Origin of the sequence: Iamia sp., assembly GCF_035575815.1 — a bacterium.
Classification (GTDB): Bacteria; Actinomycetota; Acidimicrobiia; order Acidimicrobiales; family Iamiaceae; genus Iamia.
In genome coordinates this window covers 42,762-68,686 of the sequence record NZ_DATLXO010000105.1, presented here as the reverse complement: position 1 = coordinate 68,686, position 25,925 = coordinate 42,762, and the positions used below count along the sequence as shown (strand labels likewise).

General features: G+C 72.3%; 31 protein-coding genes. 21 read left to right on the top strand and 10 right to left on the bottom strand.

Annotated elements, in window-relative coordinates:
• Positions 1 to 82: 82 nt before the first annotated feature.
• From VNL12_RS11400 to VNL12_RS11375, 6 genes are all read right to left on the bottom strand, one after another.
• Positions 83 to 457, bottom strand: coding sequence for a hypothetical protein (locus VNL12_RS11400; protein ID WP_325594615.1), 375 nt, complete (start codon positions 455 to 457; stop codon positions 83 to 85).
• Between the two features lie 106 nt (positions 458 to 563).
• Positions 564 to 2,174, bottom strand: a complete 1,611-nt coding sequence (locus VNL12_RS11395) for a polyamine aminopropyltransferase (protein ID WP_325594614.1) — start codon at positions 2,172 to 2,174, stop codon at positions 564 to 566.
• 100 nt (positions 2,175 to 2,274) lie between these two features.
• A complete protein-coding gene (locus VNL12_RS11390; RefSeq protein WP_325594612.1) occupies positions 2,275 to 2,697 on the bottom strand; it encodes a DUF350 domain-containing protein in 423 nt (140 codons plus the stop codon).
• Between the two features lie 76 nt (positions 2,698 to 2,773).
• Positions 2,774 to 3,181, bottom strand: coding sequence for a DUF4247 domain-containing protein (locus VNL12_RS11385; RefSeq protein ID WP_325594610.1), 408 nt, complete (start codon positions 3,179 to 3,181; stop codon positions 2,774 to 2,776).
• The gene (locus tag VNL12_RS11380) at positions 3,178 to 3,696 is read right to left on the bottom strand and encodes a DUF2617 family protein (protein ID WP_325594609.1); all 519 of its coding nucleotides are present in this window, start codon (positions 3,694 to 3,696) and stop codon (positions 3,178 to 3,180) included. The genes VNL12_RS11385 and VNL12_RS11380 overlap by 4 nt, the downstream gene beginning before the upstream one ends.
• Position 3,697: 1 nt before the next feature.
• Positions 3,698 to 4,315, bottom strand: coding sequence for a DUF4178 domain-containing protein (locus VNL12_RS11375; RefSeq protein ID WP_325594607.1), 618 nt, complete (start codon positions 4,313 to 4,315; stop codon positions 3,698 to 3,700).
• A 97-nt stretch (positions 4,316 to 4,412) separates the two neighbouring features.
• Between VNL12_RS11375 and VNL12_RS11370 the strand changes: the two genes are divergently transcribed.
• The 15 genes from VNL12_RS11370 (at position 4,413) to nusB (ending at position 16,251) form a co-directional block, all read left to right on the top strand.
• Positions 4,413 to 5,828 (top strand): MBOAT family protein, encoded by a 1,416-nt coding sequence (locus VNL12_RS11370; protein WP_325594605.1) that lies wholly within the window; start codon positions 4,413 to 4,415, stop codon positions 5,826 to 5,828.
• Between the two features lie 54 nt (positions 5,829 to 5,882).
• Positions 5,883 to 6,047, top strand: coding sequence for a hypothetical protein (locus tag VNL12_RS11365; protein ID WP_325594603.1), 165 nt, complete (start codon positions 5,883 to 5,885; stop codon positions 6,045 to 6,047).
• Between the two features lie 10 nt (positions 6,048 to 6,057).
• Positions 6,058 to 6,270 (top strand): hypothetical protein, encoded by a 213-nt coding sequence (locus VNL12_RS11360; protein ID WP_325594601.1) that lies wholly within the window; start codon positions 6,058 to 6,060, stop codon positions 6,268 to 6,270.
• Between the two features lie 55 nt (positions 6,271 to 6,325).
• Positions 6,326 to 7,924 carry a glycoside hydrolase family 5 protein gene (locus tag VNL12_RS11355; RefSeq protein ID WP_325594599.1) on the top strand — a complete coding sequence of 533 codons (1,599 nt, stop codon included), beginning with the start codon at positions 6,326 to 6,328 and terminating at the stop codon, positions 7,922 to 7,924.
• On the top strand, positions 7,921 to 9,006 hold the full coding sequence (locus VNL12_RS11350) for a DUF459 domain-containing protein (protein ID WP_325594597.1): 1,086 nt from the start codon (positions 7,921 to 7,923) through the stop codon (positions 9,004 to 9,006). Before VNL12_RS11355 ends, VNL12_RS11350 begins: the two co-directional genes overlap by 4 nt.
• Positions 9,007 to 9,072: 66 nt before the next feature.
• The gene (locus VNL12_RS11345) at positions 9,073 to 9,888 is read left to right on the top strand and encodes a prepilin peptidase (protein ID WP_325594595.1); all 816 of its coding nucleotides are present in this window, start codon (positions 9,073 to 9,075) and stop codon (positions 9,886 to 9,888) included.
• A gap of 51 nt (positions 9,889 to 9,939) precedes the next feature.
• On the top strand, positions 9,940 to 11,127 hold the full coding sequence (aroC, locus tag VNL12_RS11340) for a chorismate synthase (protein ID WP_325594593.1): 1,188 nt from the start codon (positions 9,940 to 9,942) through the stop codon (positions 11,125 to 11,127).
• On the top strand, positions 11,120 to 11,770 hold the full coding sequence (locus VNL12_RS11335) for a shikimate kinase (protein ID WP_325594591.1): 651 nt from the start codon (positions 11,120 to 11,122) through the stop codon (positions 11,768 to 11,770). The genes aroC and VNL12_RS11335 overlap by 8 nt, the downstream gene beginning before the upstream one ends.
• A complete protein-coding gene (locus VNL12_RS11330; RefSeq protein ID WP_325594589.1) occupies positions 11,767 to 12,774 on the top strand; it encodes a 3-dehydroquinate synthase family protein in 1,008 nt (335 codons plus the stop codon). The genes VNL12_RS11335 and VNL12_RS11330 overlap by 4 nt, the downstream gene beginning before the upstream one ends.
• Positions 12,775 to 12,798: 24 nt before the next feature.
• A complete protein-coding gene (locus VNL12_RS11325; RefSeq protein WP_325594587.1) occupies positions 12,799 to 13,242 on the top strand; it encodes a type II 3-dehydroquinate dehydratase in 444 nt (147 codons plus the stop codon).
• Between the two features lie 9 nt (positions 13,243 to 13,251).
• Positions 13,252 to 13,587 carry a hypothetical protein gene (locus VNL12_RS11320; RefSeq protein WP_325594585.1) on the top strand — a complete coding sequence of 112 codons (336 nt, stop codon included), beginning with the start codon at positions 13,252 to 13,254 and terminating at the stop codon, positions 13,585 to 13,587.
• On the top strand, positions 13,587 to 14,126 hold the full coding sequence (locus tag VNL12_RS11315; RefSeq protein ID WP_325594583.1) for a hypothetical protein: 540 nt from the start codon (positions 13,587 to 13,589) through the stop codon (positions 14,124 to 14,126). The genes VNL12_RS11320 and VNL12_RS11315 overlap by 1 nt, the downstream gene beginning before the upstream one ends.
• The gene (locus VNL12_RS11310; RefSeq protein ID WP_325594581.1) at positions 14,123 to 15,250 is read left to right on the top strand and encodes an aminopeptidase P family protein; all 1,128 of its coding nucleotides are present in this window, start codon (positions 14,123 to 14,125) and stop codon (positions 15,248 to 15,250) included. The genes VNL12_RS11315 and VNL12_RS11310 overlap by 4 nt, the downstream gene beginning before the upstream one ends.
• Positions 15,251 to 15,278: 28 nt before the next feature.
• Positions 15,279 to 15,839 carry an elongation factor P gene (gene efp, locus VNL12_RS11305; protein ID WP_325594579.1) on the top strand — a complete coding sequence of 187 codons (561 nt, stop codon included), beginning with the start codon at positions 15,279 to 15,281 and terminating at the stop codon, positions 15,837 to 15,839.
• Positions 15,832 to 16,251: a transcription antitermination factor NusB gene (gene nusB, locus VNL12_RS11300; RefSeq protein ID WP_325594578.1), complete on the top strand. Its 420-nt coding sequence runs from the start codon at positions 15,832 to 15,834 to the stop codon at positions 16,249 to 16,251. The genes efp and nusB overlap by 8 nt, the downstream gene beginning before the upstream one ends.
• A gap of 7 nt (positions 16,252 to 16,258) precedes the next feature.
• On the opposite strand, the gene VNL12_RS11295 is transcribed toward nusB, so the two are convergent.
• From VNL12_RS11295 to VNL12_RS11285, 3 genes are all read right to left on the bottom strand, one after another.
• Positions 16,259 to 18,364, bottom strand: coding sequence for a hypothetical protein (locus tag VNL12_RS11295; protein ID WP_325594577.1), 2,106 nt, complete (start codon positions 18,362 to 18,364; stop codon positions 16,259 to 16,261).
• 38 nt (positions 18,365 to 18,402) lie between these two features.
• Positions 18,403 to 19,968 (bottom strand): hypothetical protein, encoded by a 1,566-nt coding sequence (locus VNL12_RS11290; RefSeq protein WP_325594576.1) that lies wholly within the window; start codon positions 19,966 to 19,968, stop codon positions 18,403 to 18,405.
• Positions 19,969 to 20,085: 117 nt separating this feature from the next.
• Positions 20,086 to 20,604, bottom strand: coding sequence for a hypothetical protein (locus tag VNL12_RS11285; protein WP_325594574.1), 519 nt, complete (start codon positions 20,602 to 20,604; stop codon positions 20,086 to 20,088).
• 148 nt (positions 20,605 to 20,752) lie between these two features.
• On the opposite strand from VNL12_RS11285, the gene VNL12_RS11280 reads away from it, so the two are divergent.
• From VNL12_RS11280 to VNL12_RS11255, 6 genes are all read left to right on the top strand, one after another.
• Complete coding sequence (locus tag VNL12_RS11280) at positions 20,753 to 21,316, top strand: GNAT family N-acetyltransferase (RefSeq protein WP_325594572.1); 564 nt, start codon at positions 20,753 to 20,755, stop codon at positions 21,314 to 21,316.
• Between the two features lie 54 nt (positions 21,317 to 21,370).
• A complete protein-coding gene (pyrR, locus tag VNL12_RS11275) occupies positions 21,371 to 21,937 on the top strand; it encodes a bifunctional pyr operon transcriptional regulator/uracil phosphoribosyltransferase PyrR (RefSeq protein ID WP_325594570.1) in 567 nt (188 codons plus the stop codon).
• Between the two features lie 49 nt (positions 21,938 to 21,986).
• Positions 21,987 to 23,003 carry an aspartate carbamoyltransferase catalytic subunit gene (locus tag VNL12_RS11270; protein WP_325594568.1) on the top strand — a complete coding sequence of 339 codons (1,017 nt, stop codon included), beginning with the start codon at positions 21,987 to 21,989 and terminating at the stop codon, positions 23,001 to 23,003.
• Positions 22,996 to 24,282: a dihydroorotase gene (locus tag VNL12_RS11265; RefSeq protein WP_325594566.1), complete on the top strand. Its 1,287-nt coding sequence runs from the start codon at positions 22,996 to 22,998 to the stop codon at positions 24,280 to 24,282. Before VNL12_RS11270 ends, VNL12_RS11265 begins: the two co-directional genes overlap by 8 nt.
• 64 nt (positions 24,283 to 24,346) lie before the next feature.
• A complete protein-coding gene (locus VNL12_RS11260; RefSeq protein WP_325594564.1) occupies positions 24,347 to 24,598 on the top strand; it encodes a type II toxin-antitoxin system VapB family antitoxin in 252 nt (83 codons plus the stop codon).
• Positions 24,599 to 24,605: 7 nt separating this feature from the next.
• Positions 24,606 to 25,010: a type II toxin-antitoxin system VapC family toxin gene (locus VNL12_RS11255; RefSeq protein WP_325594562.1), complete on the top strand. Its 405-nt coding sequence runs from the start codon at positions 24,606 to 24,608 to the stop codon at positions 25,008 to 25,010.
• 207 nt (positions 25,011 to 25,217) lie between these two features.
• Here the strand turns inward: VNL12_RS11255 and VNL12_RS11250 are convergent, their stop codons facing one another.
• A complete protein-coding gene (locus VNL12_RS11250) occupies positions 25,218 to 25,910 on the bottom strand; it encodes a Clp protease N-terminal domain-containing protein (protein WP_325594560.1) in 693 nt (230 codons plus the stop codon).
• Positions 25,911 to 25,925 lie beyond the last annotated feature (15 nt).

The following is a 25,925-nucleotide window of genomic DNA, read 5'->3' as shown; positions in this document are numbered from 1 at the left end:
ACACCGCCGCCCGATGGGTTTCGGTCCCGTGAACACTGGCGCTCGTTCCGGCGACGAGAGCGGCGCCGCGCCGTGGGTCCGGTCAGGCCGCGGGGGCGCCCGACGCCTGGGCGTCGGCGGCTTCGATGTCCTTGTGGAACCGCTTGTGGATGCGCAGGTCCTCGCCCAGCGCGCCGGTCGCGTACCAGAGGCCCTGGGCAGGGCCGACGCGGGTGCCGCGGGGGAGCTCCCGGACGATCTCCTTGGGACTGCCCTGCGCCCACTTGCCGGAGTCGAACACGACGATGCGCTGGTCGGTGACCACGATCGACCGGTAGTTGTTCACGATGAGGAAGACGATCCAGCCCAGCAGGGCCAGGTACTGACTCGCGGTCTGGGCGGCGAAGACCTCCTGGATCTGCTCGCCGGGGCGCAGCTGGGACTGCGCCTTGTCGCGGATCTTGTCCCTGATCGCCATGACGTGGGCTCCCATCGTCTCGCCGGGTGCGGCACAGCAACCTACCGGCTGTGAGGCACGCCGCCAGCCATCCGACCGACGGCCCGACCGACGTGCGCCGGCACGATCAGTAGTCCTTCCAGCCGCGACGCTCGTGTTCGATGATGGTGGGGCGCATCAACGTCGAGGGCCCGACGTCGACCCGACCGCGGTCGCGGGGGAACACCTGGGCCGCGGTCAGCAGGGCCTCGTCGACGAAGCGGAGGTCGGGGGCCACGGCCGGGTCGACGCCCATCGCCGGCCGCTCCCACCCGGTGAGGAAGAAGCCCCAGTCACCGAAGCTGGGCACGTCGACGTGGTAGGGCACCGTCTCCAGGTCGGCCTCGGCCAGCGACGCGTCGATCGACCAGTAAGCGTCCTGGGCGAAGTACGGAGATCCGCCCTGGACCGCCATGCGCCCACCCTCGGCCAGGGCCTGCGACGCCAGCCCGTAGAACTCCACCGAGTAGAGCTTGGCGGTGGCGGCGTCGTCAGGGTCGGGCATGTCGACGATCACCACGTCGAAGTCACCAGCGGCATGGTCGCGCAGCCAACCGAAGGCGTCTTCGTTCACGATCTGCACGCGTGGGTCGTCGAGCGATCCCTCGTTCAGGTCCGACACGCGCGTGTCGGTTCGGGCCAGGTCGATGACCGCAGGATCGAGCTCGACCTCGATCACCTCCTCGACGTCGTCGTAGCGCAGCACCTCGCGGAGTGCCAGGCCGTCACCGCCGCCCAGCACCAGCACGCGCTCGTGAGGCCCGCTCATCGCCGGGTGCACCAGCGCCTCGTGGTAGCGGTACTCGTCAATGCTCGAGAACTGCAGGTCGCCGTTGAGGAACAGGCGCACGTCGCTGCGGCCACCGAGGATCGTGCCCCGGTCGGTGAGGACGATGTCCTGGTAGCGGCTCTGCTCGGCGTAGACGATGGGATCGTCGTAGAGGGCCTGGCGAGCCGACGCCTCGAACTGGTCGGCCCGCACCGCCGCGTACCCCAGCCCACCGACGACGGTGGCGAAGGCGACGGCGAGGGCGCCCAGCCCCCGGCGCGACAGCTCGCCCCGGAACAGCCACAGGCACACCACCGCGGCGGCCAACGCGTTCACCGCACCGGCCACCATCGCCCCCTGGATCTGGCCGAAGACCGGCAGCAGCAGGAACGGGAACGCCAGGCCCCCCACCAGGGCGCCGATGTAGTCGACGGCGAACAGGTCAGCGGCGGCGTCGGCTGCAGCCTGGGCGCGGATCCTCTGCACCATGGCCATGAGGACCGGTATCTCGGCTCCGATGAGCATGCCGATGGCGGTCGCCACCACCACGAGCACGGGCTGGTACAGGTCGAGCCAGGCGAAGGCGGCGTAGAGGGCCATGACCGACAGGCCCCCCAGCAGCGCCAGGGCGAGCTCGATCACCGCGAACGACACCACCGGCCACCGCACCAGGCGCTTGGCCGACAGCGACCCGATGCCCATGGCGAACACGAACACCGAGATGACGATCGATGCCTGCTGGACGCTGTTGCCGATCAGATAGCTGCCGAGGGCGACGAGGGCCAGCTCGTACACCAGCCCGCTGGCGGCGCAGACGAAGACCGCCGCCAACACGATGCCGCGCGACAACCGCCGTCCGACGGGGAGGAACGCAGCCGTTGCACCATCCCCGGTGGTGGTGCCGTCGTCGTCGTCGGTCGTCGCCGCCATGGGAACCCCCGCCGACGCGACGATCGGCGGGTCGGGACCGTCGCCGGGATCAGTCACGAAGGCGGCGACCAGGTGGGGAGTGGCGGCCGGCGCACCGAGCTCAGGTGATCGAGGCGGCCACCACGGCGCCGACCGCGAGGTGGCTCGACGCGGTGACCAGCGAGGCCGGGTGGAAGCGGTCCTCGGTGACGATGTCGCCGAGCTTGCCGGGCGTGATGAGGTCGATCAGCAGGAACGCGGCCGAGAGCAGGACCACGCCCAGGACCCCGTAGCCCCCCGCCCGGGCCAGCCCGTTGGCCAGGCTGCCCTCCGCGCTCCAGATGCCGGTGGCCACCACGGCGCCCAGCGCCAGGAGACCGGAGGCCAACACGATCGCGGCGTTGAGGTTGCGTCTCGCCCAGATGAGGTCTCCCAGCTTGCCCGGGGTCAGCAGGTCGACGGCGAAGTACCCGAGGCTGAGCACGGCGATGCCGATGACGCCGTAGGCCAGCGCATCGAGGATGTCGTTGAGCACGTCGGACATGGGCCCTGCTTTCGTCGCGGTGGTGGTGATGAGGTGGAGGGAGGATTCGATGGCGGTGGGCGGGGTTCGGGCCCGATCACTTCCCCGAGCCGGGCCCGCCCCCTCGGGCGGTGTCGGAGAAGCTCTGGTAGTTGCCCCAGCGGTTGCCGATGAAGAGGAAGTGGTTCTGCCGTCCGGTGCGGCTGCCATCGATCTCGATGGAGGTCATGTCCCCGGTCCCCGGGAGGATGGCCACGATGTCGTCGGAGTACTGGAGGAAGATCCGACCCTCGGTGTCGTAGCGGTCGATCGGCCGGCGGTAGTCGGTGAACTGCTGTTCCACCGCACTCGGCGAGTCGGATGTGGTGTAGCGCCCGTCGCTCCCTGAGAACTCCCCGCCGGCCCAGTCGCGCAGCGAGCTGCTGCCTGACGAGCACGCGGCCAGGAGGATCAGTGCCAGCAGGGTGACGAGCGCACCGCGGCCGACCGCGGCGGTGCGCCTCACGGGTGCCCCCCGGAGGTGACCGCGTTGACGGGGGTGACCACGGTGGTGGTGATGGCGACCTGGTCGCTCTGGGGATACACGTGCCAGGTCCGCCAGCGGCAGCGGTCGGGGCGGGCCTCGGCGGCGAGCACCGTGAGGGCGTCGGGCGAGCCGGGAAACTCGCCGACGAGAGCCGCGGGGTCGTCACCGAAGCGGGTCCGCAGCCGGGTCGCGTGCTCGGCGGCACCGCCGCTGCGGATGTGGGCCTCGAAGCGGCACGACAAGAGCCCGACGGCCCGCTGGACCTGCGCCGGCAGCCCGGGTGTGCCCATGCCGCAGGCGACGAGCTCGTTGACCGTCACCCCGTCGGTGCGCAGGATCGCCTGGTGCGAGGCGCCGAGCAGGTGGAGCTCGAGCCAGCCCCCCAGGGTCTCGACCCGCAGGGCGGCCAGCGCCGGCAGCGGAGGAGCGTCGGTGCGGAAGCAGAGCTGGTCGGCCGCCACGTCGCGGAAGGCGATGTCGAGATCGGCGCGCACGTCAGGCGTCCGCCGACCGGGCCCAGACCGTCAGGTCGGTGGGGTGCACGACGGCGCCCGCGGCGACCTCCCAGCTGCCGGAGGTGAAGCGCTCGAATCCGAGCCGTTTCCCGTCGGGGCCCTGGTAGTCGGCGTACTCCATGTGGCCCTGGGCCGGCAGCCCGGTTGAGCCACCGGTGGAGTACGCGGCGCGGCCCCGCTCGTCGAACGCGTAGGTGACGCCGTCGTGGGTGACCTGCTGATCGGTGGGCTCGAGTCCGGTGCCCTTGATCTGCCGCCACAGCACCGTCTCGAGCACGCCCTCGTCGTCCTCCACGCTGAGCCACGTGCGACTGGTGTCCTCCAGCAGGTGCTCCATCCAGGTGAAGCCGTCCTCCTCGTAGCGGACCGAGCCCACGACGAGGTGGTCGGTCCCCTCGATGGCCAGCACGTCGCCGACCTTGATGGCGGTGGGGCTGACCCGTCCGTCGGGGGTCATGACCATCGCCGTCTCCTGGCGCTGGCGCTCGCGCTCGGCGCGCTTTTGCCCGGCCGACACCCGGGCCGCGACGACGAACGCCACCGCGGCGACGACGGCCACGAGCAGCACGATCACGATGACAACAACGGCCGTGTCCACGGCCCCTACGGTGCCACACCACGCCGGGACCATGGCACCGGCGCCGGCGAAGGGCTGCCACGATGGCGAGGACCCATCCCGCCTTCGGAGCACGGCGTTGCTGTTCCCCACCTTCGAGTACGCCGTCTTCTTCTCGGGCGTGTTCGTGCTCAGCTGGCTGCTGCGGCCCCACCTCCTCGCGTGGCGGGTCTTCCTCCTCGTCGCCAGCTTCGTGTTCTACGGGGCCTTCGAACCCGTCTACTGCTTGCTGCTGGCGGCGTCGATCCTCGTCAACCAGGCCATGGCGGTGGCCATCCACCGGTGCCGGGAAGAGGGCCAGCGGCGGGTGCTCCTCGGCGTCGCCGTGGTCGCCAACCTGGCCGGCCTCGGCTACTTCAAGTACACCGACTTCTTCATCGAGTCGGTCAGCGGCGTGCTCGAGACCGTCGGCATCGACACCGGGTGGGTGCCGCTCCAGATCATCCTGCCGGTGGCCGTCTCGTTCTTCACGTTCCAGGCCCTCAGCTACGTGATCGACACCTACCGCGGCGATGCCGAGCCGTCGTCGCTGCTCGACTTCGCCGTCTACCTCTCGTTCTTCCCCCACCTCGTCGCCGGGCCGATCGTGCGGGCCCGGGAGCTGCTGCCCCAGCTGACGGGGAGGGCGGATCCCCGCAAGGTCAACTCCGCCCTGGCCTTCCGGCTGATCATGGCCGGACTGTTCAAGAAGGTGGTGATCTCCAGCTTCGTCTCGGCCGCCATCGTCGACGACGTCTTCGCGGTGCCCGAGAGCTACCGGTCCTTCGAGATCCTCTTCGCGATCTACGCGTACGCCATACAGATCTACGCCGACTTCAGCGGCTACACCGACATCGCCATCGGCTGCGCCCTGCTGCTGGGGCTCCGGTTCCCGCAGAACTTCGACGCGCCCTACACGGCCACGTCGATGCAGGGCTTCTGGCGCCGCTGGCACATGACGCTGTCGTTCTGGCTCCGTGACTACCTCTACATCCCCCTCGGCGGGAACACGGGCGGCCGCAACCGACGCGACCTCAACCTGTTCCTCACCATGCTCATCGGCGGGTTCTGGCACGGCGCGGCCTGGACCTTCCTCGCCTGGGGAGGGATCCACGGCGTGGCCCTGGCCGGGGAGCGGCGGGTGCTCGCCGCCCGCGAGGCGGCCGGGAAGGTGCCGGGGCGCTGGTCGCCGGTGATCCGCTGGATCGTGACCTTCCACATCGTGTGCCTGGGCTGGGTGTTCTTCCGGGCCGAGTCGTTCGGCAATGCCTTCAGCCTCCTCTGGCGCCTCGTTGCCGCGCCCGGCATCGGCGACGCCGTCACCCCGATGCTGGTGTTCGTGATCGCGGCCATGATCGCCTCGCAGTTCGTGCCGATCGACGTGGTCAAGCGCGCCCAGGCCGCGTTCTCCCGCTCGGTGCCGGCCCTCCAGGCCGTCGCCCTCGCCGTCGGCCTCCTGCTCATCGACGCCCTCGGACCCGAGGGCGTCCCCCCGTTCATCTACTTCCAGTTCTGACCCCGGAGCCAGCCCCTTGCCATCAATGTACGGGTTCCGTACGCTGATGGGCTTGTGGACGAGGCGTACCTGTCCAGCGACGAGATCCGGGATCTGGTGTTCCTGCTCCTCGACGCCATCGACATCATCGAGGGTGACATGGTCGCCCCCGACACCTGGACCGCCCAGGCGTGGGACACGGCGCTGATGCTGGTCGAGCGCCTCCACAGAGACGAGTGAGGAGCAAGCGATGAACACTGACATCAACACGGAGAAGCGCCAGCGCCAGGCGCTGGGCCTGGCGAAGCGGGCCGCGACGAAGCGGGCCGAGGCCGAGGCCGAGCTCATCGCCGCGCTGCGCTTCGCTCACGACGCGGGCGCGTCGTTGCGGGCACTGGCCGAGGCCACGGGCATCCCGCACATGACGGTCAAGGACACGCTGGATCGAGCCGCGGGCGACTGAACCCCGACGCGGCGGGTGCCCCGTCGCTCGTGCGGGCGATCACTAGGTTGACACCATGCGACGACGGGTGCTGGGAGCGGTCTGCATCGCGCTCCTGCTCCTGGGCGCCTGCTCGGGCTCCGGCGCTGACGACGACGGCCCTGCTGGGCCGAGCACCGCGGGCCCCGATGGACCCTCGGAGCAGGTCACCGTCGACGGCGACGAGGTCACCGCGCCGGCCGATGCCCTGCCCGCCCTGGGGCGGCTGCGGGTGGCACGCACGGGTGGCCGGGCCCTCGTCGTCGACGACGAGGGCCGCGAGGTGCTCCTGCGCGGTGCCAACCTCAGCTCCCTGGGCGACTACCACCAGGCCGACCCCGCCTTCGCGCCCACCCGGCCGCCGACCGACGCCGACTGGGACCAGATGGCGGCCAACGGATTCAACGTCGTGCGCCTCATCGTGTCGTGGTCGGCCCTCGAGCCCCAGCGGGGCCGGATCGACCCGCACTACGTCGCCCGCATCGAGCAGGCCGTGGCCGCCGCCGCCGAGCGGCGCATCTACACCGTGATCGACATGCACCAAGACGCATGGGGCCGCTTCGTCGCGTCGCCATCCGACGGGCAGTGCGACCAGGGCACCGAGCCGGCCATCGGGTGGGACGGCGCGCCCCTGTGGGCGACGCTCACCGACGGGGCCGACACCTGTCGACCGTTGGGGAGCCGGGAGGGCGCGCCTGCGGTCAAGGCCGCCTTCACCTCCTTCTACGAGAACCGCGACGGCATCGGTGACGCCTTCGCCGCGACGTGGGGGCGCCTGGCCGCCGCCTTCGCCGATGACCCCGCCGTCGCCGGCTTCGACCTGTTCAACGAGCCGAACCTGGTGTTCGACGCACCCGCCTCCGAGTGGCTCTACACCGACCTCATGGGTTCGGTGCTCTCCCGGGTCCGCGGCGGCGAGACCCGGGCCGGGGGCTTCCCCCACATCGTCTTCATCGAGCCGATCGTCGGCTTCCCGCTGCCGGGCACCATGCCGTCGAACGGGTTCACCACCGACGACCAGATCGCCTTCGCCCCGCACATCTACGCCGAGGTCATCGGCCCCGAGATCCTGACCGTCGAGCAGACCTTCGACGTCTCGGCCCAGACCGCTCAGGACCGGGGCTGGCCGCTCTGGGTCGGAGAGTACGGGGTGTTCTCCACCGACGACGAGGCCCTCGACGTGCTGCGCCGGATCGCGGCGGCCCAAGACGAGCACCTCGCCGGTGGTGCCCAGTGGCAGTGGCGCCAGTGGTGCGGCGACCCCCACAGCATCGGGGTGCCCGGTCGCCGCCCGACCGAGGACCAGATCCAGCTCAACGACGTGGCCTGTCCCGCCGACGTCGACGCCGGGCCCAACGTTCCGCTTCTCCGCGTCGCCGGTCGGGCCTACCCCCGGGCCGCGCCGGGACGCCTCACCGAGCTCCGGTCGGACCCCGAGAGCGGCGAGCTCCGCCTCACCGGCGCCCTCGATGACGACCTGGCCCGCCGTAGCGAGATGGTCCTGTGGGTCCCCGGCGAGGACGAGCCGGAGGTCACCGGAGAGGGGATCGACGAGATCACCCTGACCCGCACCACCGGAGGTTGGTACGCGACGCTGGGCGTCGTCGACTCACCGTACGAGGTGGAGGTCAGGTGACCCACCCGGACCCGCACGGGGAGCAGCACGAGCGGCGGCCACCGCCTGGCGTGGCCGTCCGCCCACGCTCCGAGCCTCGCTCGCTGCGCTACCACGACCTGGCCGGAGCCCGTCCCATCCCGGCCGGGCGGGTGCTGGTGATCGGCGCGGTGGCACTGCTCCTCGCCGCTCTGCTCAACGCGGACGGCATGGCCGAGCTGGCCACCCGCCAACCCGTCGGCTGGAAGCGGGACGTGGCCAAGGCAGCGGTGTCGCCGTTCTGCGCGATCGGTCGGGTCACCCAGCTCAAGGACGCGAGGGCGGTGATCCGGCGGGCCGCGGACAAGGAGAGCCAGTCCTGCGACGAGGAGCCCGGCGCAGAGGCCTTCGACCCGGCGGTGGTCGCGACCACGACCACGACGCCGGCGGAGGCCACGGCTCCGCCCATCGCCCGTCGCACGCCGAGCGCCGAGCAGCCCCTCGGGGTCTGGCTCGGCGGCGACTCGATGACCATCGAGCTGGCCCAGTCGGTCACCGAGGCCGTCACCGGGCGCGCCGAGATCGACCTGACGACCCACCCGCAGGTCAGCTCGGGGCTGACCCGGCCCGACTTCTTCGACTGGCCCCGCTACTTCGCCGAGGAGGTCCTGCCGACCGACCCCGAGGCGGTGGTGGTGATGTTCGGGGCCAACGACTCCCAGGGCATGGAGGTCGACGGCAAGGCCTTCGCGCCGTCGACGCCCGAGTGGCAGGAGGAGTACCGCCGCCGGGTCGGCGTGATCATGGATCAGCTCCGGGGCCCCGGGCGCCTCGTCCTCTGGGTCGGCCAGCCGCACATGCGCGACGCCGGCTTCGACGCGCGGATGGGGGTGCTCGACGACATCTATGCGTCGGAGGCCGAGGGCCGGCCGTGGGTGCGCTTCCTCGACAGCCGCCCCGTCCTCAGCCCCGACGGCGAGGACTACCAGGCCACTGCCGCCGACGGCCGGTCGCTCCGCCAGGGCGACGGCATCCACCTCGACCGCGACGGTGCCGCGGCCCTCGCCGAGGCGGTGGTCGCGGCGGTGGAGGCCGAGGTCGTGGGGGCCGAACCACCGGGCTGACCACGCCTGGAGCCGGCTTCGACGCATGCCCGACGCCGGATCCGGCCGCCAGTAGGGTCCGTCGCCATGGCCGACCCCTCCGTCGTGACCCTCATCGCGATCGGGGTCGCAGGGCTGGCCGTGGGATCGTTCCTGAACGTGGTCATCGTGCGGCTGCCCGATGGCGAGTCGCTGTCGAGACCGTCGTCGCGGTGCCCGCAGTGCGAGGAGCCGATCCGGCCCGCCGACAACATCCCGGTGGTCTCCTTCATGCTCCTCCGGGGCCGGTGCCGCCAGTGCGGCGAGCCGATCGCCCTCGCCTACCCCCTCGTCGAGGTGGGCAATGCCCTCCTGTGGGTGGCCGCCGCGGTGCGCTTCGGGATCTCCTGGGCGCTCGTTGCGTTCCTGGTCCTGTTCTCGACGCTGTTGGCCCAGGCGGTGATCGACCTCGAGCTCTACCGGTTGCTCGACCGGATCACGTTCCCGGTCCTCGGGGTCTCGGTGGTGCTGATCGGGGTGACCTCCGCGGTCGAGGGCGAGCCGGAGCGGCTCCTGCTCGCCCTCGGAGGCTCGGTCGGGTACTTCCTGTTCCTGTTCATCCCTGCGTTCATCTACCCCCGGGGCATGGGCCTGGGCGATGTGAAGCTGGCGGCCCTGATGGGGCTCTACCTGGGTTGGGTGCACCCCATCCTCTGCCTCTACGCGGTGATCGCGGCGTGCCTGTTGGGCATCGTGGCCGGGCTCGTCGCGTTCTTCGCCCGTGGCCGCAAGAGCGCCAACTTCCCGTTCGGCCCGTGGCTCGCGCTCGGGTGCGTGTTGATGCTGCTCGCCAGCGCTGCAGTGCTCGACGTCTACGGTGCCTCGACCGCCGACTTCCTCGCCCTGGTGCGTGCCGGGGGCTGAGCGCAACGAGCCGGGTCGGAGCCCGAGCAGGTCAGGCCCTAGGTTCGCGGCGTGCTGCGCTTCCTGACCGCCGGTGAATCCCACGGCCGGGCCCTCGTCGTGATCGTCGAGGGCCTGCCCGCCGGGCTGGAGGTGACCGTCGCCGACATCCAGGAGGAGCTGGCCCGCCGGCGCCTGGGCTACGGCCGGGGGCCGCGGATGCGCTTCGAGGTCGACGAGGTGACCCTCCAGAGCGGGGTCCGCCACGGCCGCACCCTCGGCTCGCCGGTGGCGGTGCAGGTCGCCAACACCGAGTGGGACCGCAACCCGGACAAGTGGCAGCGGGAGATGTCCGTGGCGGCCGAGGACGGCCCGACCCGCATCCCCCTCACCCAACCCCGCCCCGGGCACGCCGATCTGGCCGGCATGCAGAAGTACGGCTTCGTCGACTCCCGCGACGTGCTCGAACGGGCGTCGGCCCGCGAGACCGCAGCCCGGGTCGTCGCCGGCACCCTCGCCAAGCTGTGGCTCGCCACCCTCGGCGTCGACATCGTCTCCCACGTGGTGCGCATCGGCGCCGTCGCTGCCTCGCCCGGACCCCCTCCCGCGCTCGCCGACCTCGAGCGCATCGACGCCGATGAGGTCCGCTGCGGTGACCCGGTGGCCTCCGCGGCCATGGTCGCCGAGATCAAGGACGCGGCCAAGGAGGGCGACTCGCTCGGTGGCATCGTCGAGATCGTCGCCCACGGTGTGCCCGTTGGGCTGGGCAGCCACGTCCACTGGGACCGCAAGCTCGACGCCCTCCTGGCTGGGGCGCTGATGAGCATCCAGGCCGTGAAGGCGGTGGAGATCGGCGACGGCTGGGATGTCGCCGGTCGGCGGGGGAGCGCCGCCCACGACCCCATCACCTGGGACGCCGAGGCACAGGTCTACCGGCGCACCAGCACCCGGGCGGGCGGCCTCGAGGGCGGGATGACCTCCGGCGAGCCGGTCATCGCCCGGGTGGCCATGAAGCCCCTGGCCTCGCTCAACCGCCCCGTGCTCGGCACCGTCGACGTGCTGACCAAGGCCGAGACGGTGTCGTTCAAGGAGCGCACCGACGTCACTGCGGTGCCCGCCATGGGCGTGGTCGCAGAGACGATGGTGGCCCTCGTCCTCGCCGATGAGGTCGCCCGCAAGTTCGGCGGCGACACGGTCGCCGAGACCCGCCGCAACCGCGACGGCTACCTCGCCGCGCTCCGGGACGGCCCCCTTGGCTGACGGCGTCGCTCCCGAGACCGCGCCGCGCCGCTCCGTGCCGATCGTGCTGGTCGGGATGATGGGCTCGGGCAAGAGCACCGTCGGCCGTCGCCTGGCGGCGCGGCTCGAGCGGCCCTTCGTCGACGCCGACGACGAGCTGGTCCGCCGCTCGGGACGCACGATCCGTGAGTGGTTCTCGACCGCGGGGGAGTCTGGCTTCCGCCGGGCCGAGGCCGACCTGCTGGCCGACCTGCTGGCGGCTCCGGGCCCTGCGGTCATCGCCACCGGCGGCGGAGTGGTCGTCACCGCCGAGAACCGGGCCGCCCTCGTCGCGCGCGCCCGGGTGGTGTGGCTGCGCGCCGGTGCCCCCCACCTCGTCTCCCGCCTCGACCGCAGGGGCCAGCGTCCGCTGCTCGACGACGACCCCGCGGCGGCCATCGAACGACTGCTCGATGAGCGTGCCCCGCTCTACGAGGAGGTCGCCCACCTCGTGATCGACGTCGAGCCCTTCCACCTGGCCCACGAGAAGCCCAAGCGGGAGCTGGCGGTGCGCATCGCCGAGAAGGTCCGGGCCGCGGAGGCCGATGAGGTCGACGCGGCCGCCGGGGCGGATCGGCCCGACGGTCCCGGTCGGCCCGTTCAGCCTGACGGGGGGGACCGGTGATCGAGCTCGCCGTGGCCCTGAGCGACCGGACCTACCCCGTGCTCGTCGGCTCCGGTGCCCGTCACCGCCTGCTGGAGGTTCTCCCCGTCGGCGCCCGACGCGCGGCGATCGTGACCCAGTCCAGCATCGGGTGGACGGTCGACCCCGGCGTGCCGAGCCAGGTCTTCCCCATCGGCGACGGCGAGGAGACCAAGCACCTCGGCACGGTCGAGGACCTCTGTCGCGACCTCGCCCAGTGGGGCCTGACCCGGGCTGACGTGATCGTCGCGGTGGGCGGCGGGGTGGTCACCGACGTGGCCGGGTTCGTGGCCGCCGTCTACCACCGGGGCGTGCCCGTGGTCCACGTGCCCACGACGCTGCTCGGCCAGGTCGACGCCGCCATCGGCGGCAAGACCGGGGTCAACCTCCCCGAGGGCAAGAACCTCGTCGGCGCCTACTGGCAGCCCTCGGCGGTGCTCTGCGACACCGAGACCCTCGGCACCCTGCCGCCGCGCGAGCACCGCTCCGGTCGAGGCGAGATGGCCAAGTACGCCTTCCTGGGCGTCGACGACCTGCCCGACCTCCCCCTCGACGAAGCCGTCGCCGCGTGCGTCCGCTGCAAGGCCGACATCGTCGCCTCCGACGAGCGTGAGGGGGGCCGCCGGGCGATCCTCAACTACGGCCACACCCTCGCCCACGCCATCGAGACCGAGGGCGACTACGGGCTGCGCCACGGTGAGGCCGTCGCCGTGGGCCTGATCTACGCGGCCGAGGTCGCTCACCGCCTGGGCCGCATCGACGCCGAGCGGGTGGCCGAGCACCGGTCGGTGGTCGCCGGCTACGACCTGCCCATGAACCTCCCCCCCGACCTCGAACCCGGGCGCCTGGTCGACCTCTTCGCCCGCGACAAGAAGGCGATCGCGGGCGTGACCTTCGTGCTCGACGGGCCACGGGGCGTCGAGCCCGTCGCCGTTCCCGACCGCTCCCTGCTCCTCGGCGCCATGGAGGCCATCCGCCGTGCCTGACCGACCGATCCGCGAGGTCCCACGATGACGCCAGGCATCGTCCTGCTGCTCTCGGGACCCAACCTGAACCTGCTCGGTGAGCGTCAGCCCGAGATCTACGGCACCGCCACCCTCGACGACCACGTCGCCACCGCCGCCACGGAGGCCGAGCTCCACGGGCTGGTGGTGGAGCACGTCCAGTCCAACCACGAGGGCGTCCTCGTCGAGGCCGTCCACGGCGCCCGGGGCCGGGTCGCCGCCGTCGTCGTCAACGCCGGCGCCCTCACCCACTACGGCTGGTCGCTGCACGATGCCCTCGCCGCCTTCGGAGGTCCGATCGTCGAGCTCCACCTCTCGAACCCGGGGGGGCGCGAGCCGTGGCGCCACACCTCGGTGATCGCACCGGTGGCCGCCGGCACCATCGCCGGCTTCGGCGGCGACGGGTACCGCCTGGCCCTCGACGCCGTCGCCCGCCTGCTCCGCCCGTAGACTCGTCTAATGGCCAATGCCCACGTCATCGACCTCGAGAACGCTGGACGCACGATCCTGGCTTCCCTTCTCGGACGCCAGTTTGGGTCGACCCGCGTCATGGACGGCGAGGTGGAGGTGGGGCCCGATGGTGACGATCAGATCGCCATCGTCCTCCGCTTGCTCCTCAGCGACCCCACCGGGGATGGCGGTTGGCCCAACGACGACGTACGGGCCCTCCGCGACGCTTACCGGAGGATCAGGTTGGAGGTCGACGTCGATGCCATCTCCTACCTCGCGTTCGAGTCGCAGCGGGATCGGGACGAGGCCGCTGGGGATCTGGCGGGTCCTGACCCCGCACGTTGATGCCCAACAACCTCGTTGACCGCCTGATCGAGCAGGCGGACCAACTCGCCGGGACCTGGAAGGACACGCCGGGGCGGCCGCGCGAGGTGGACCTCCGACGCGCCGTCTCTGCGTCCTACTACGCACTGTTCCATGAGGTGACGAACCTGCTGGCCCGGTGGCTGGCGCCGAACCTGCTCGAAGCGGATCAGCAACGACTCCGGCGCCATCCGTCCCACGGCGGGATCAAGCGGGTGTGCGGCTGGGTCATCAACCCGGGGGGCGCCCCGATCAAGCTTCACTTCGCTCGGTCCCTGGCGACCATTGCGTCGGGACACAGCGAGATCGCCAACGTCGCACAGGTCTTCCTGGACCTCCAGCAACATCGCCATGAAGCCGACTACGACCACCTCGCAGTCCTCACCAAGGAGGCGGTCCTCACCGACATCGCCGACGCGGAGAGGGCTGTCGCCGACCTACGAACCTCGCTCGGCACCCGCGAGTTCGAGGCGTTCGCGACGCTGCTGGCGCTGTGCAGCTCAGGCCGTGGGGACCAGTGAGCACGGACGTCCTCCCGGCCATGGACACCGCGGCTCGGGTCGATCGGGTGCGGGCCGGCTTCGACGAGGCCGGCGTCGATGCCGTGGCCGTCACCGACCTGACCAACGTCCGGTACCTCACCGGCTTCACCGGCTCGGCCGGGCGGCTGCTCGTCACCGGCGACCGGATGCTCCTGGTGACCGACGGCCGCTACGCCACCCAGGCGCCGGACCAGGTCGCGAGGGCGGGGGCGGCGGCGGAGGTCGCGGTGGCCGGCACCCTCGCCGACCAGGATGCCGTGCTGACCGGTGCCCTGCCCACCGGCACCCGACTCGGGCTCGAGGCCGCCTCGGTCACCTGGGCCGCCCAGCAGCGATGCTCCCGGCCCCCGTGGACGGTGCCCCTCGTGGCGACCGAGGACCTCGTCGAGGCGGTCCGCCAGCGGAAGGACGAGGGAGAGGTCGCCCGCCTGACCCAAGCCGCAACCATCGCCGACGCGGCCCTGTCCACCGTCAGCCCGATGCTGCTCTGCAGGGCGACCGAGAACGAGGTCGGCTTCGCCCTCGACACCGAGATGCGTCGCCTCGGGGCCGAAGCCGTCAGCTTCGAGACCATCGTCGCCTCGGGCCCCAACGGCGCCCGGCCGCACCACCGGCCGTCGGACCGCGTCATCATCGAGGGAGACCTAGTCGTCATCGACTTCGGCGCCCTGGTCGACGGCTACCACTCCGACATGACCCGCACGTTCATGGTGGGCGATGTCACCGCCACCCAGCAGCGCATGTACGAGGTGGTCGTGGCGGCCCAGGCCGCCGGCGTCGCCGCGGTGCGGGCCGGGGTGCCCGCCGCGGAGGTCGACGCCGTGTGCCGTGGGGTCATCACCGAGGCCGGCTGGGCCGACGCGTTCAGCCACGGCACCGGCCACGGCGTCGGGCTGGTGATCCACGAGGACCCCAGGGTCAGCCGGGTGTCGACCGCTATGCTCGCCACCGGTCACGTCGTCACCGTCGAGCCCGGCGTCTACCTCGCCGAGCACGGTGGCGTCCGCGTCGAGGACACGGTCCTCGTCACCGACGAGGGATGCCGACCCCTCACCAAGGCCCCGAAGGCCCCCACGCCACCTGCGCCCCGACCGCCCGCCTGACCGGCGCGGCCCACCGAGAAGGACCCCGATGGCCCTCAACACCAGTGACATCAAGAACGGCATGGTCCTCGACATGGAGGGCAAGCTCTTCCAGATCGTCGAGTTCCAGCACGTGAAGCCGGGCAAGGGGCCCGCCTTCGTGCGCACCAAGGTCCGCAACGTGCGCACCGGTGCGGTGATCGAGAGGACGTTCCGCGCCGGCGAGAAGATCGAGCGCGTCATGATCGACAAGCGCGAGATGCAGTACCTCTACCGCGACGGCGACGACTACGTGTTCATGGACAACACGACCTATGAGCAGATGACCGTTCCCAGCGCGGCGCTGGGTGAGGCCGGCCGCTTCCTGATCGAGGGCGCCTCGGTGGTGTTGCAGATGCACGGCGAGGAGATCGTCGGCACCGACCTGCCCGCCGCGGTCGAGCTGGCCGTCAGCGACACCGAGCCCGGCATCCAGGGCGACCGCGTCTCGGGCGGCACCAAGTCCGCCACCCTCGAGACCGGCCTGGCGCTGCAGGTCCCGTTGTTCGTGAACGTGGGCGACAGGCTCAGGGTCGACACCCGCTCGGGCGAGTACATCACCCGTGCCTGACCGCCCCGGTGGGGTCGGCTCACGCCGCGAAGCGCGCGAACGGGCTCTTGCCCTCCTCTACGAGGCTGACACCAAGGCGCGCACGGGTGTCGAGGTCCTGGCCGCTCAGCCCATCGAGGTCGAGGCGTACGCCGCGGACCTGGTGCGGGGGGTCTCGGAGCACTGCGCCGAGCTCGATGCCCTCCTCGGTCGCCACGCTCGCGGCTGGGTGGTGGCGCGGATGCCGGTGGTCGACCGGAACCTCCTGCGCATGGCGTCCTACGAGCTGCTCCACCGCTCCGACGTCCCTCCCAACGTGGTGATGAACGAGGCCGTGGAGCTGGCCCAGCAATACTCCACCGACGACTCGGGCCGCTTCGTCAACGGCGTGCTGGCCGTCATCGCCACCGAGGCGGGCCGCACCGGCGGCTGATCGGCGCTCAGTCCTCGAGCGCCACCTCGACGGAGAACGACCCCACGGTGCGGTCCGCACCCTGGACCTCGACGCGCCACGCGGTGGCCACACCCGGTGCGAACACCACCGTCTCGGCTTCGCCGGAGCCCTGCTCGTCCACGCGCTGGATCTCCTCGTCGGAGGACGGGTCCCTGATCACGACCACCGGGTCGAGGACGCCGTCGTGGGGGACGACCTCGGCGATCACCGTGCGCCCGCCGAGCACGGTGAGGCCGATGAACTGGGCGTCGGCGGCCGGGGTGATCGTCCCGGCGGCCACGTTGGTCGTGCCGTTGCCGAGGACGAGGTCGTCCTGCTCGCGGAGGCCGATCTGGAACGAGCCGGTGGCGTCGTCGAAGCCGCCGTCGATGCGGATGACGTAGGCGCCTCCTTCGGTGCTCTCGAAGAACGACGCATCGTCGCCGAGCTCGGTGAGCTCGATCTCGCGGCGGTCGGGGTCGAGCACCATGACGTCGAGGTCGGGACGGTCGAAGGTGATCTCGTAGGGCCGCTCGGCGTCGAGGTCGATGGTGTAGTCGACGACCTCATCGGGCCGGCCGACGGCACCCAGGGTGGCCTCGTCGAGCGCGAGGGGGCGACCGACGGGATTGCTCACCCGCAGCTGCACCTCACCGGGGGAGAAGCCGCGGTGGCCGACCACCAGGCGGTAGGTGCCGGACGATTCCGGCTCGACCCGGGAGTAGGCCGACATCTGGTCACCGCCGGGCGTCACGAGGAAGGCGTCGACCGCGTCGTCGTCGCCCTCATCGCCCTCGGGCCGGGCGCTCACCGTGAAGCTCTCGCCGGCCCGGACGTCGAGCTTCGCCACGGCGTAGCCGGCATCGTTGAGGGCCACGGTGGTGGGCGAACCGGCGGCCAGCTCGGCGGTGGCCTCGGCCAGCTCCGGGTAGCCGAGGAGCCGCAGCACCGAAGTCTCGGTGAGCTCGGGTACGATCTCGGCGGCGTAGTCGGTGAGGGTGGCCAGCGGGTCGACCCGCCAGTCGCCGCCGTCCTCGGCGACCACCACGGCCAGGTCATCGACACCGAAGCGCCCCCAGCTCTCGGCGAGGCAGAACGCGTCGCCGTCGCCTCCGCCCTCGGTGACCTCGTCTCCGCCCTCCGCGACCTTGTTGCCGGTGTCACCGGCGACGCGGTCGGTGTCGATGCTCAGGCACTCGCCGTCCCAGGCCACCCGAGCCCGATGCTCCTCGTCGTCCTCGGTCCAGGTGAGCTCGCCCGCGAGCGCGGTGACGACGACCCGCCGGCCGCCCTCGTCGCGCCTGCTGACCTCCGTGTCGAGGGTGTCGATGGTGGCCTCCGTGTCAGTGCCCAGCTCGCCGCCGACCCACACCTCGAGAGCGCGACGGTGGGCGCGGACGACAGCTCCGGCCTCACCAGTGGCGAGGGCGCCCGTCGCGGCGGCGTTCGAGCCACCGGCGGCGACCAGCAGGTCTCGCACCGCGGCCTCGGGATCAGCGGCGCCGTCACCGGCATCGGGCGGTGGGAGCGTCGGCGCCGCGAGGCCGAGCGTGTCAACCGCGTACTGGGCGGCGGTGAACAGCGGGCTGACGTACCACCCGCCCGGGCGGGCCACGACCACCAGGAAGGGCGGAACGGTGCCATCATCGCCCTGAACCGCCAGGTCGCTCGCCGCCAGCTCACCGGTGAGGGTGTCGCCCTCCGCCTCGTCGTCGGGTGATCGGTCGAGGACCGCCTCGGTGGCGTCGGCCAGACCGCGCCGATCGACCGCCAGGTCGGCCCGGCCACCGGTGATCGTCACCCGGGCCGCATCCGGACCGATGTCCTCGGTGCTGTACGTGATGGCGTCGAGCGTGACCTCGACCCCGCCGAAGGTCTTGGCGCGAGGGGCGAACCCAAGCCGGCGGGCCCGGCCGGCGGCCGAGCTGTACACCTCACCGAGGGCCTCGACCTCCGCGGGGTTCATCGTCGCCAGTGCGGCGACCGGATCCTCGGCCTCGATCGCGACGGCCAGGGCCTCGACCGCGGCTTCGGGGCTCGATGCTCCACCGGGGTCGCCGTTGACCGCCCGGTAGACCCCGAACCCGACGGCGGCCACGGCGAAGCCGCCCACGGCGATCAGGGCGATGGCGAGGAGGCCCGGACGGCGGGTCAGGCGATGCGCTCCACGGTGACGGTGACCACGTCGGGCACGAGGTTGAAGACGCCGGTCTGGAACTCGACCCGGGTGTAGCTGTCGGCGGAGAACTCGAGGGTCTCGGCCCCACCGGGTCCGGCGGAGTCCTCCAACACATCCTCGGCGCCGGTCACACGCTGCAGCAAGCGGGTGTCGCCGCCGCCCTGGGGCGTGACGGTGACCCGGATGGTCACCCCGGCCCGGACCTCGATCCGGAAGCGGCCGAAGAGGGTGTCGGCCTCCTCCGGCGTGTTGTAGGTGAAGCCGAAGCCCGACGAGGCGGGGGCCCCGTCGGTCAGGTTGGTGATGGTGAAGTCGGGCACCTGGGTGATGGCGATGGTGAAGGAGTCCGTGGCACCGTCGACGCCGGCGACGCGCAGGTCGTAGGCGCCGTCGGTCGGGGCGTCGAGCTGGATGGTGCCGTCGTCGAGCTCGGTGCTGGCCACGTCCTCGCCGTCCTCGTCGGTGACGCTGACGGTCACGTCGGTCGAGTCGACGGTGATGCCGTAGCGGCCCAGCTCCTCTAGGTCGACCTCGTAGATCACCACGTCTCCGGACTCCTCGATCTCCCCGTCGGCCTCACTTTCGACGAAGAGGAAGTCGGTGGTGACCCCGCCGATGGTGATGTCGATGTCACCGGGCTCGCCGTCCTCGGCGAAGAGGATGGCGGTGTGCTCGCCGCTGGCCGTCGGCTCGACGGCATCAGCGATCGAGGCCAGGAACTCACCGTCGGGATCGACGACCAGGCCGGCGATCTCCTGGTCGGACCCCGAGGTCGCGGTGACGGTGAAGGCGGAGCCGGCCTCTCCGTCGACGGTGACCGCCGCGAAGCCATCGTCGTTGAGGGTGATGGCCGTGGTCTCGCCGCTCTCCGCTGCGTCCTCGGTCTGAATGAGCTCGGGGTTGTCCTCGATGAGGGTGGACACGGCATCGTCGTCGCGGGCGATGAGGGCAGCGGCGAGATCCTCCGATGCCTGGGCCAGGGCCGGGTCTTCGGTGGTCTCGGTCGTGCCGTTGTCGCCCCCATCGCCTCCGGCCTCCTCATCGTCGCCGCCGAGCACCGTCACGCCGACGACGGCGATGGCGATGAGAAGGATCACGGCCACCACGCCGAGCCCGATGAACAGCGGTGCCTTGCTGGACCTCTTGGGTGGTGGGGCGCCGGGAGGGCCGCCGAAGCCGGGCTGGCCGCCGTAGCTGGGCTGGCCGCCGTAGCTGGGAGGGCCCCCGTAGCCGGGGGGCGGGCCGCCGGGAGGGCCCTGGCCCGGAGGCGGCGGGAAGCCGGGCTGGGTGCCGGGTCCAGGAGCGGGGCCACCGGGCGTGCCGTACCCCGGAGGTGGCGCCGGTGTTCCCTGGGGGGGCGGGCCGCCCGGCGCGCCGTAGCCTGGGGGTGGCGGAGGGGTGCCCTGGGGAGGCGCCGCCGGAGGGTTCGCGCCAGGGGCGATCGGCACCGTGGGCGGCGCCGGGGGCGGCGGTGGCGGGGGCGCCGGGCGTCCCGTGGGCCAGCCCGGGGTGGGGTCGTCAGGTGGCGTGTTGCTCATGGTCCGTCCTCGGTGCAGGACCCGCCGGCCCAGGGCGAGAGGGAGAGAGAGAAGGTCGCGTCCGCGGAAGGTACCACCCACGGTGTCATCCGCCGAACGTTCGGGAGGGGGAGGGGATCACCCCTCTGGTCGCGCGACCACGCCCGGAGCGGGCCGCTCGGGCGCCGGCGGGTATTGTTCGCCTGGGCCTCCCTGCTCGTTCCGCCCCTCCCGGGTCCGCCCGCCGGTCACCCCCACCAGGCCGAGCACGGCGCCGACCGCCGCAGCCACGGTACCCGGGCCGACACCGGTGCGATCGAGGCGGTCGAGGGCGCCGAGGACCACCAGGCCGCCGACCGCCGCGGCGAGCACCCCGAGACCGCCGACGAGCCGACCGGTCCGCTCGCCCAGACCGGCGCCCAGCAGCAGCAGGGCGCCGCCGAGGGGGATGGCGTAGACCACCAGGCCCGTCCACCGCGGCGCCCAGGCCGAGACGGTGCCCGAGAGGATGAGGTCGCCGACCCGCCGCAGGGCGATGGCGGAGCCGGCGCCGCCCCGTGACCAGGGCAGGAACGTCGCCACCAGCAGCAGGGCCCCTCCCGCCGCCCCGGCCGCCGGCGACAGGGACCGGATCCCGGGCGACCGCAACGGGGACACGGCGCGGAACCTACCACCGGACCCCCATGACCAGGTGCCTGCCCCTCGTCGGTCCGCACCGGTGGTGCCAGACTGCACCATGGCGATGAACCGTGGTCGCGGCCGGGCCGTGGCGCCCCGCCGCCGCGCCTGACCGGTGGAGGCCCCCTTGCCACCGCTCGTCGACGATCGGGGCGGGCTCGCCCTGCGCCCGTGGCACCCCGACGACGGTCGGGCCCTGGTCGCGGCGTGGTCGACGCCGGACATCGCGGCCCACTCGGCGGCGCCGGCCCACGCGGACCTCGAGGCGGCCCAGCGGTGGATCGGCGGCGGCGAGGTGCGGGTCGCGGCGGGGGTCTCGCTCGACCTGGTGGTCGGTCCGGTCGCGGGGGGTGCGGTGTGGGGTGAGGTCGGACTCGCCCGCCTTCACCTGCGCAGCCGCGACGGCGCGGGGCCGCAGCGGCGGGTGTGGGAGCTGGGCTGGTGGATCGTGCCCGACCAGCGGGGGCGGGGGCTCGCGACCGCGGCGACCGGGCTGCTGGCGCACTGGGCGGTGAGCACGATGGGCATCACCGCCGCGGTGGCGCGCATCGAACCCGGGAACCTGGCGTCGGAGGCCGTGGCCCGTCGCCTCGGGCTCACCCGGCGGGGCCGCTTCGACGCGGACGTCGACCTGTGGGCCGGCCCTCTCGGGGCCGCCGCTCGCCCGAGCGGCCCGCCGGGGCCCGTGTAGGGTCGGCCCCGTCCGTGAAGCGGGTCCGGTGAGGCCCGCACGGCAGGAGAGCTCGTGGCTGAGAGAGAGCGACGCATCGCACCGCCCTACGGCGGGGTCTTCGTCCCCCGCACCCGGGTGCTCGATCGCGAGGACGTCGCCCGGGCGATCTGGCGGATGGCCCACGAGGTCGTCGAGCGCAACCACGGACTCGAAGGGGTGCTGGTCGTCGGCCTCCAGACCGGTGGGTGCTGGATCGCCGATCGGCTCGCCGACGCCCTCGACTCGATCGAACGGGTCCGGCCCGACGTCGGCGCCCTCGACGTGGCCTTCTACCGCGACGACATCGGCCTGCGACCGGTGCTGCCCGAGGCGGTCACCGACATCCCCGAGGGCATCGACGGGCGCAGCATCGTGCTCGTCGACGACGTGTTGTTCACCGGCCGCACGATCCGCGCTGCGCTGGGCGCCCTCCACGACTACGGCCGGCCACGCTCGGTCCAGCTGGCGGTGATGGTCGACCGGGGCCACCGGGAGCTGCCGATCCGCCCCGACTACGTGGGCAAGAACCTCCCCACCCGTCGCGATGAGGTCGTCGACGTGCACCCCGAGGGCGTGGACCTGGGCGAGATGGTGCGATGACGCGCCGGATCAGGGGGACCCTCGCCCGCTCCGAGCGCGAGACGGCACCGTGAAGCACCTGCTCGACACCGCCTCGCTCTCCCGGGACGACGTCGAGGAGCTGCTCGAGCTCACCGACGCCTTCGTCGAGGTCAGCGAGCGCTCGATCCCGAAGGTGCCGGCCCTGCGGGGTCGCACCGTCGCCTCGTTGTTCTTCGAGGACTCGACCCGCACCCGGCTGTCGTTCGAGACCGCGGCCAAGCGGCTCTCGGCCGACACCATGACCTTCAGCGTGTCGAGCTCGTCGGTGAACAAGGGCGAGTCCCTGCGCGACACCGCCCTCACCATCGAGGCCATGGGGGTCGACGCCGTGGTGGTGCGCCACCGCTCGGCCGGCGCCCCCCACCGCGTGGCCTCCTGGATCGACGCCAGCGTCATCAACGGGGGCGACGGCTGGCACGACCACCCCACCCAGGGCCTCCTCGACGCCTACACGCTGCGGTCGCGCCTGGGTCCGCTCGACGGTCGGCGCGTCGCCCTCGTGGGCGACATCAAGCACTCGCGGGTGGCCCGGGCCGACATCCACGCCTTCACGATCCTGGGCGCGGAGGTCACCCTCGTGGCCCCCCCGACGCTGCTGCCCCCGTCGATCGAGGGCTGGCCGGTCACCGTGGCCCACCACCTCGACGAGGTGCTCCCCGACGTCGACGCCGTCTACCTGTTGCGGATGCAGCGCGAGCGCATGACCGAGTCGCTGGTGCCGACGCTCCGGGAGTACACGTCTCGCTACGGGCTCACCGTCGACCGCGCCCGGCGCCTGGGCCCTGAGGTCGTGATCATGCACCCGGGCCCGATGAACCGAGGCGTCGAGATCGCCCCCGAGGTCGCCGACGACCCCCGGGCCGTGATCGTCGACCAGGTCCGCAACGGCGTCGCCGTGCGCATGGCGGTGCTGTTCCGCCTCCTCGGCGCCGAGGGTCGGCCCACCGGCCGCAGGGCCGCCGTCGGCGCCGCCGATCCCGCGAGCCCGAAGGACACCGATCCCCCGAACCCGTCGGCCATGGAGGAAGAGGTCACGAGTGCCTGACGGCTCGGTCGTCATCAAGGGCGGGCGCGTCGTCGACGCGACCGGCGAGCGCGCCGCCGACGTCGTCGTCGCCGACGGGCACGTCGTCGCCGTCGGCGCCGACCTGAACGGCGACCGGGTGCTCGACGCCGGCGGGTGCCTCGTCGCCCCTGGGCTCGTCGACCTGCACGCCCACCTCCGCCAACCCGGGAAGGAGGAGGCCGAGACGATCGAGTCCGGCAGCCGCTGCGCCGCCCTGGGCGGGTTCACCGCCGTGGTGGCCATGCCCAACACGACCCCGGCCATCGACTCCGCCGCGGTCGTGCGCGAGGTGCTCGAGCTGGGCCGCACCGCCCTGTGCGCGATCCACCCGTCGGGGGCCATCACCGTCGGACGGGCCGGCGACCAGCTGGCCCCCATGGCCGAGATGGCGGAGCGTGGCGTCCGGCTGTTCACCGACGACGGCACCGGCGTGCAGGACGACCTGCTCATGCGCCGAGCCATGGAGTACGCCGTCGGCCTGCCCCACGACGTGGTGCTGGCCCAGCACTGCGAGAGCGCGGCGCTCGCCGCCGGAGGCCACATGCACGAAGGGGAGTGGTCGTCGCGCCTCGGCCTCGCCGGCCAGCCCTACGCCGCCGAGGAGGCCATGGTCGCCCGCGACATCGCCCTGGCCCGCCTCACCGGCGCCCGCATCCACATGCAGCACATGTCGACCGCCGGGTCGGTCGCCCTCATCGCCGCGGCCCGGGCGTCGGGGCTGGCCGTCAGCGCCGAGGCCACGCCGCACCACCTGCTGCTCACCCACGCCGAGTGCGCCGGCTTCGACCCGGTCTTCAAGGTCAACCCTCCGCTGCGCACCGAGGCCGACGTGGCCGCCGTGCGCCGGGGCGTGGTCGACGGCACCCTCGACGCCATCGCCACCGATCACGCCCCCCACACCTCCGACGCCAAGGACGAGCCCTTCGACCAGGCGCCCCCGGGCATGCTCGGCCTCGAGTTCGCCCTCGGCGTGGCCCTCGCCGTGTTGGAGCTCCCCGTGGTCGAGGTGCTGGCCCGCCTGTCGTGGCGCCCGGCGGCGATCGCCGGGGTCTCCGACACCCAGGGCGGCCCGGTCGCGGCCGGCCGGCCGGCCAACCTCTGCGTGATCGATCCCGAGGTGCGCTGGACCGTCGCCGCCGGCCAGACCGCGAGCCGCAGTCGCAACATCCCGTACGTCGGGCGCATGCTGCAGGGGAAGGTCCGTCACACCCTCTGCGCCGGTGAGCCGGTCGTCGTCGACGGCGACGCCCAGCGCTGAGTGCCGTTCTAGAACGTCATCGCCGTTCTAGACGTTGGGCGTCTAGAGGGCGTATGCTGCCGGCATGGCCCTGAGCATCAAGAGCGACGAGGCCGACGGGCTCGCCCGTGAGCTCGCCCATGTCACCGGCGAGTCCCTGACCGCGACGGTCACCCAGGCCCTGCGGGAGCGCCTGGAGCGCGAGCGCCGGGTCAGGGGGCGTGACCTGCTCGTGCGGATCCACGAGATCCAAGAGCGAGTGGCTCGACTGCCAGTGCTGGACGACCGTCCCGCCGACGAGATCCTCGGTTACAACGAGCACGGCCACTTCGATTGAGCCCCTTGTGGTCATCGACACGTCGGCTCTCATCGCCATCCTCCTGCGCGAGCCGCGGGCCGAGGCCGTCGCCCGCGCCGTCCGCTCCGATCCGCTCCACCTCCTGGGTACTCCGACCCGGACAGAGACGATGATCGTGGCCCGGGGCCGCCTCGGTGCTGAGGGCATCGTCGAGCTGCACGCCCTGATCGAGGAGATTGGAGTCACCGACGTGCTGTTCGATCGCCGACTGGCCGACCTGGCCGGCGAGGCCTACGCCACCTACGGCAAGGGCAACCATCGAGCTCGGCTGAACCTGGGCGACTGCTTCACCTACGCGGTGGCCAAGCGCACCGGTGAGCTGATCCTCTGCGTCGGCGACGACTTTTCCCGCACCGACGTCGCGGTCGTCCCGCTGGGCGACTTGGACTGACAAGGACCGGGCGCCGCCGGACCCGTTCTCGGTACGAGATCTGGTGGTTTCCCCCGGGTCCGGTACCAAGAACGGGGAGCAGCCGGACCGGGCGCAGCCGAGCCGGTTCCTGGTACGAGACCCGGTGAGCTCCTCGGATCCTGTAGCAGGAACCGAGCGCGTCGCGACGCAAGAACCGCATGACCGTCCCGTCCGCTCTCCCCGCGATCAGGTGTCGCCGCGGAACCCCGACAGCAGCTCGACGGTCGTGGTCCGGTAGTCCTCGTGCGTGGCACCGGCGTCGGCGAGGATCTGCGCCGCCAACCCTGCCGGATCCCGGAAGAGGGCCAGCACGAGGTGCTCGGTGCCGAGGTAGCTGTGCCCGAGGGACCGCGCCTCGATGAGCGCCCCCGCGAGGGCCTCGGCGGCGAGCGGGGTGTACGGCGGCTCGCTCGTGGTGCGTGCGCGGCGCGGGGTGTGGGCGAGGACAGCCGCCTCGACCGAGCCACGGGTGAGGCCGGAACCGGTGAGGAGGCGGTGGGCGAAGGCGCCCTCGGGCTCGAACAGCCCGAGCAGGAGGTGCTCGGTCCCCACGAACGGGTGGCCGAGGGCGGTGGCCGCATCGGTGCCGGCTTGCAGCGACAGTCGGGCGCGGGGGGTGAGGCGGTCGAGCGTGCCCGGAGCGGGGGAGAACCGCTTGTGGGCGGCCTGCCGGCTGACACCCAGGCCCACGCTGATCTGGGCCCAGGAGAGACCCGCCCGTCGGCACCGCTCGACGAAGTGGCCGACGAGCGCGTCGCTGGTCTCGGCCAGCTCCTGCGCCGTGGTCGATGCCGTGGCCAAAAGCCGCAGGGGATCATCTCCCGCGGTGTCCGCCTCGACGACGGCGGTCAGCTCGGAGAGCTCAGGCGCAGGAACCATCTGTCAACGTGTAGT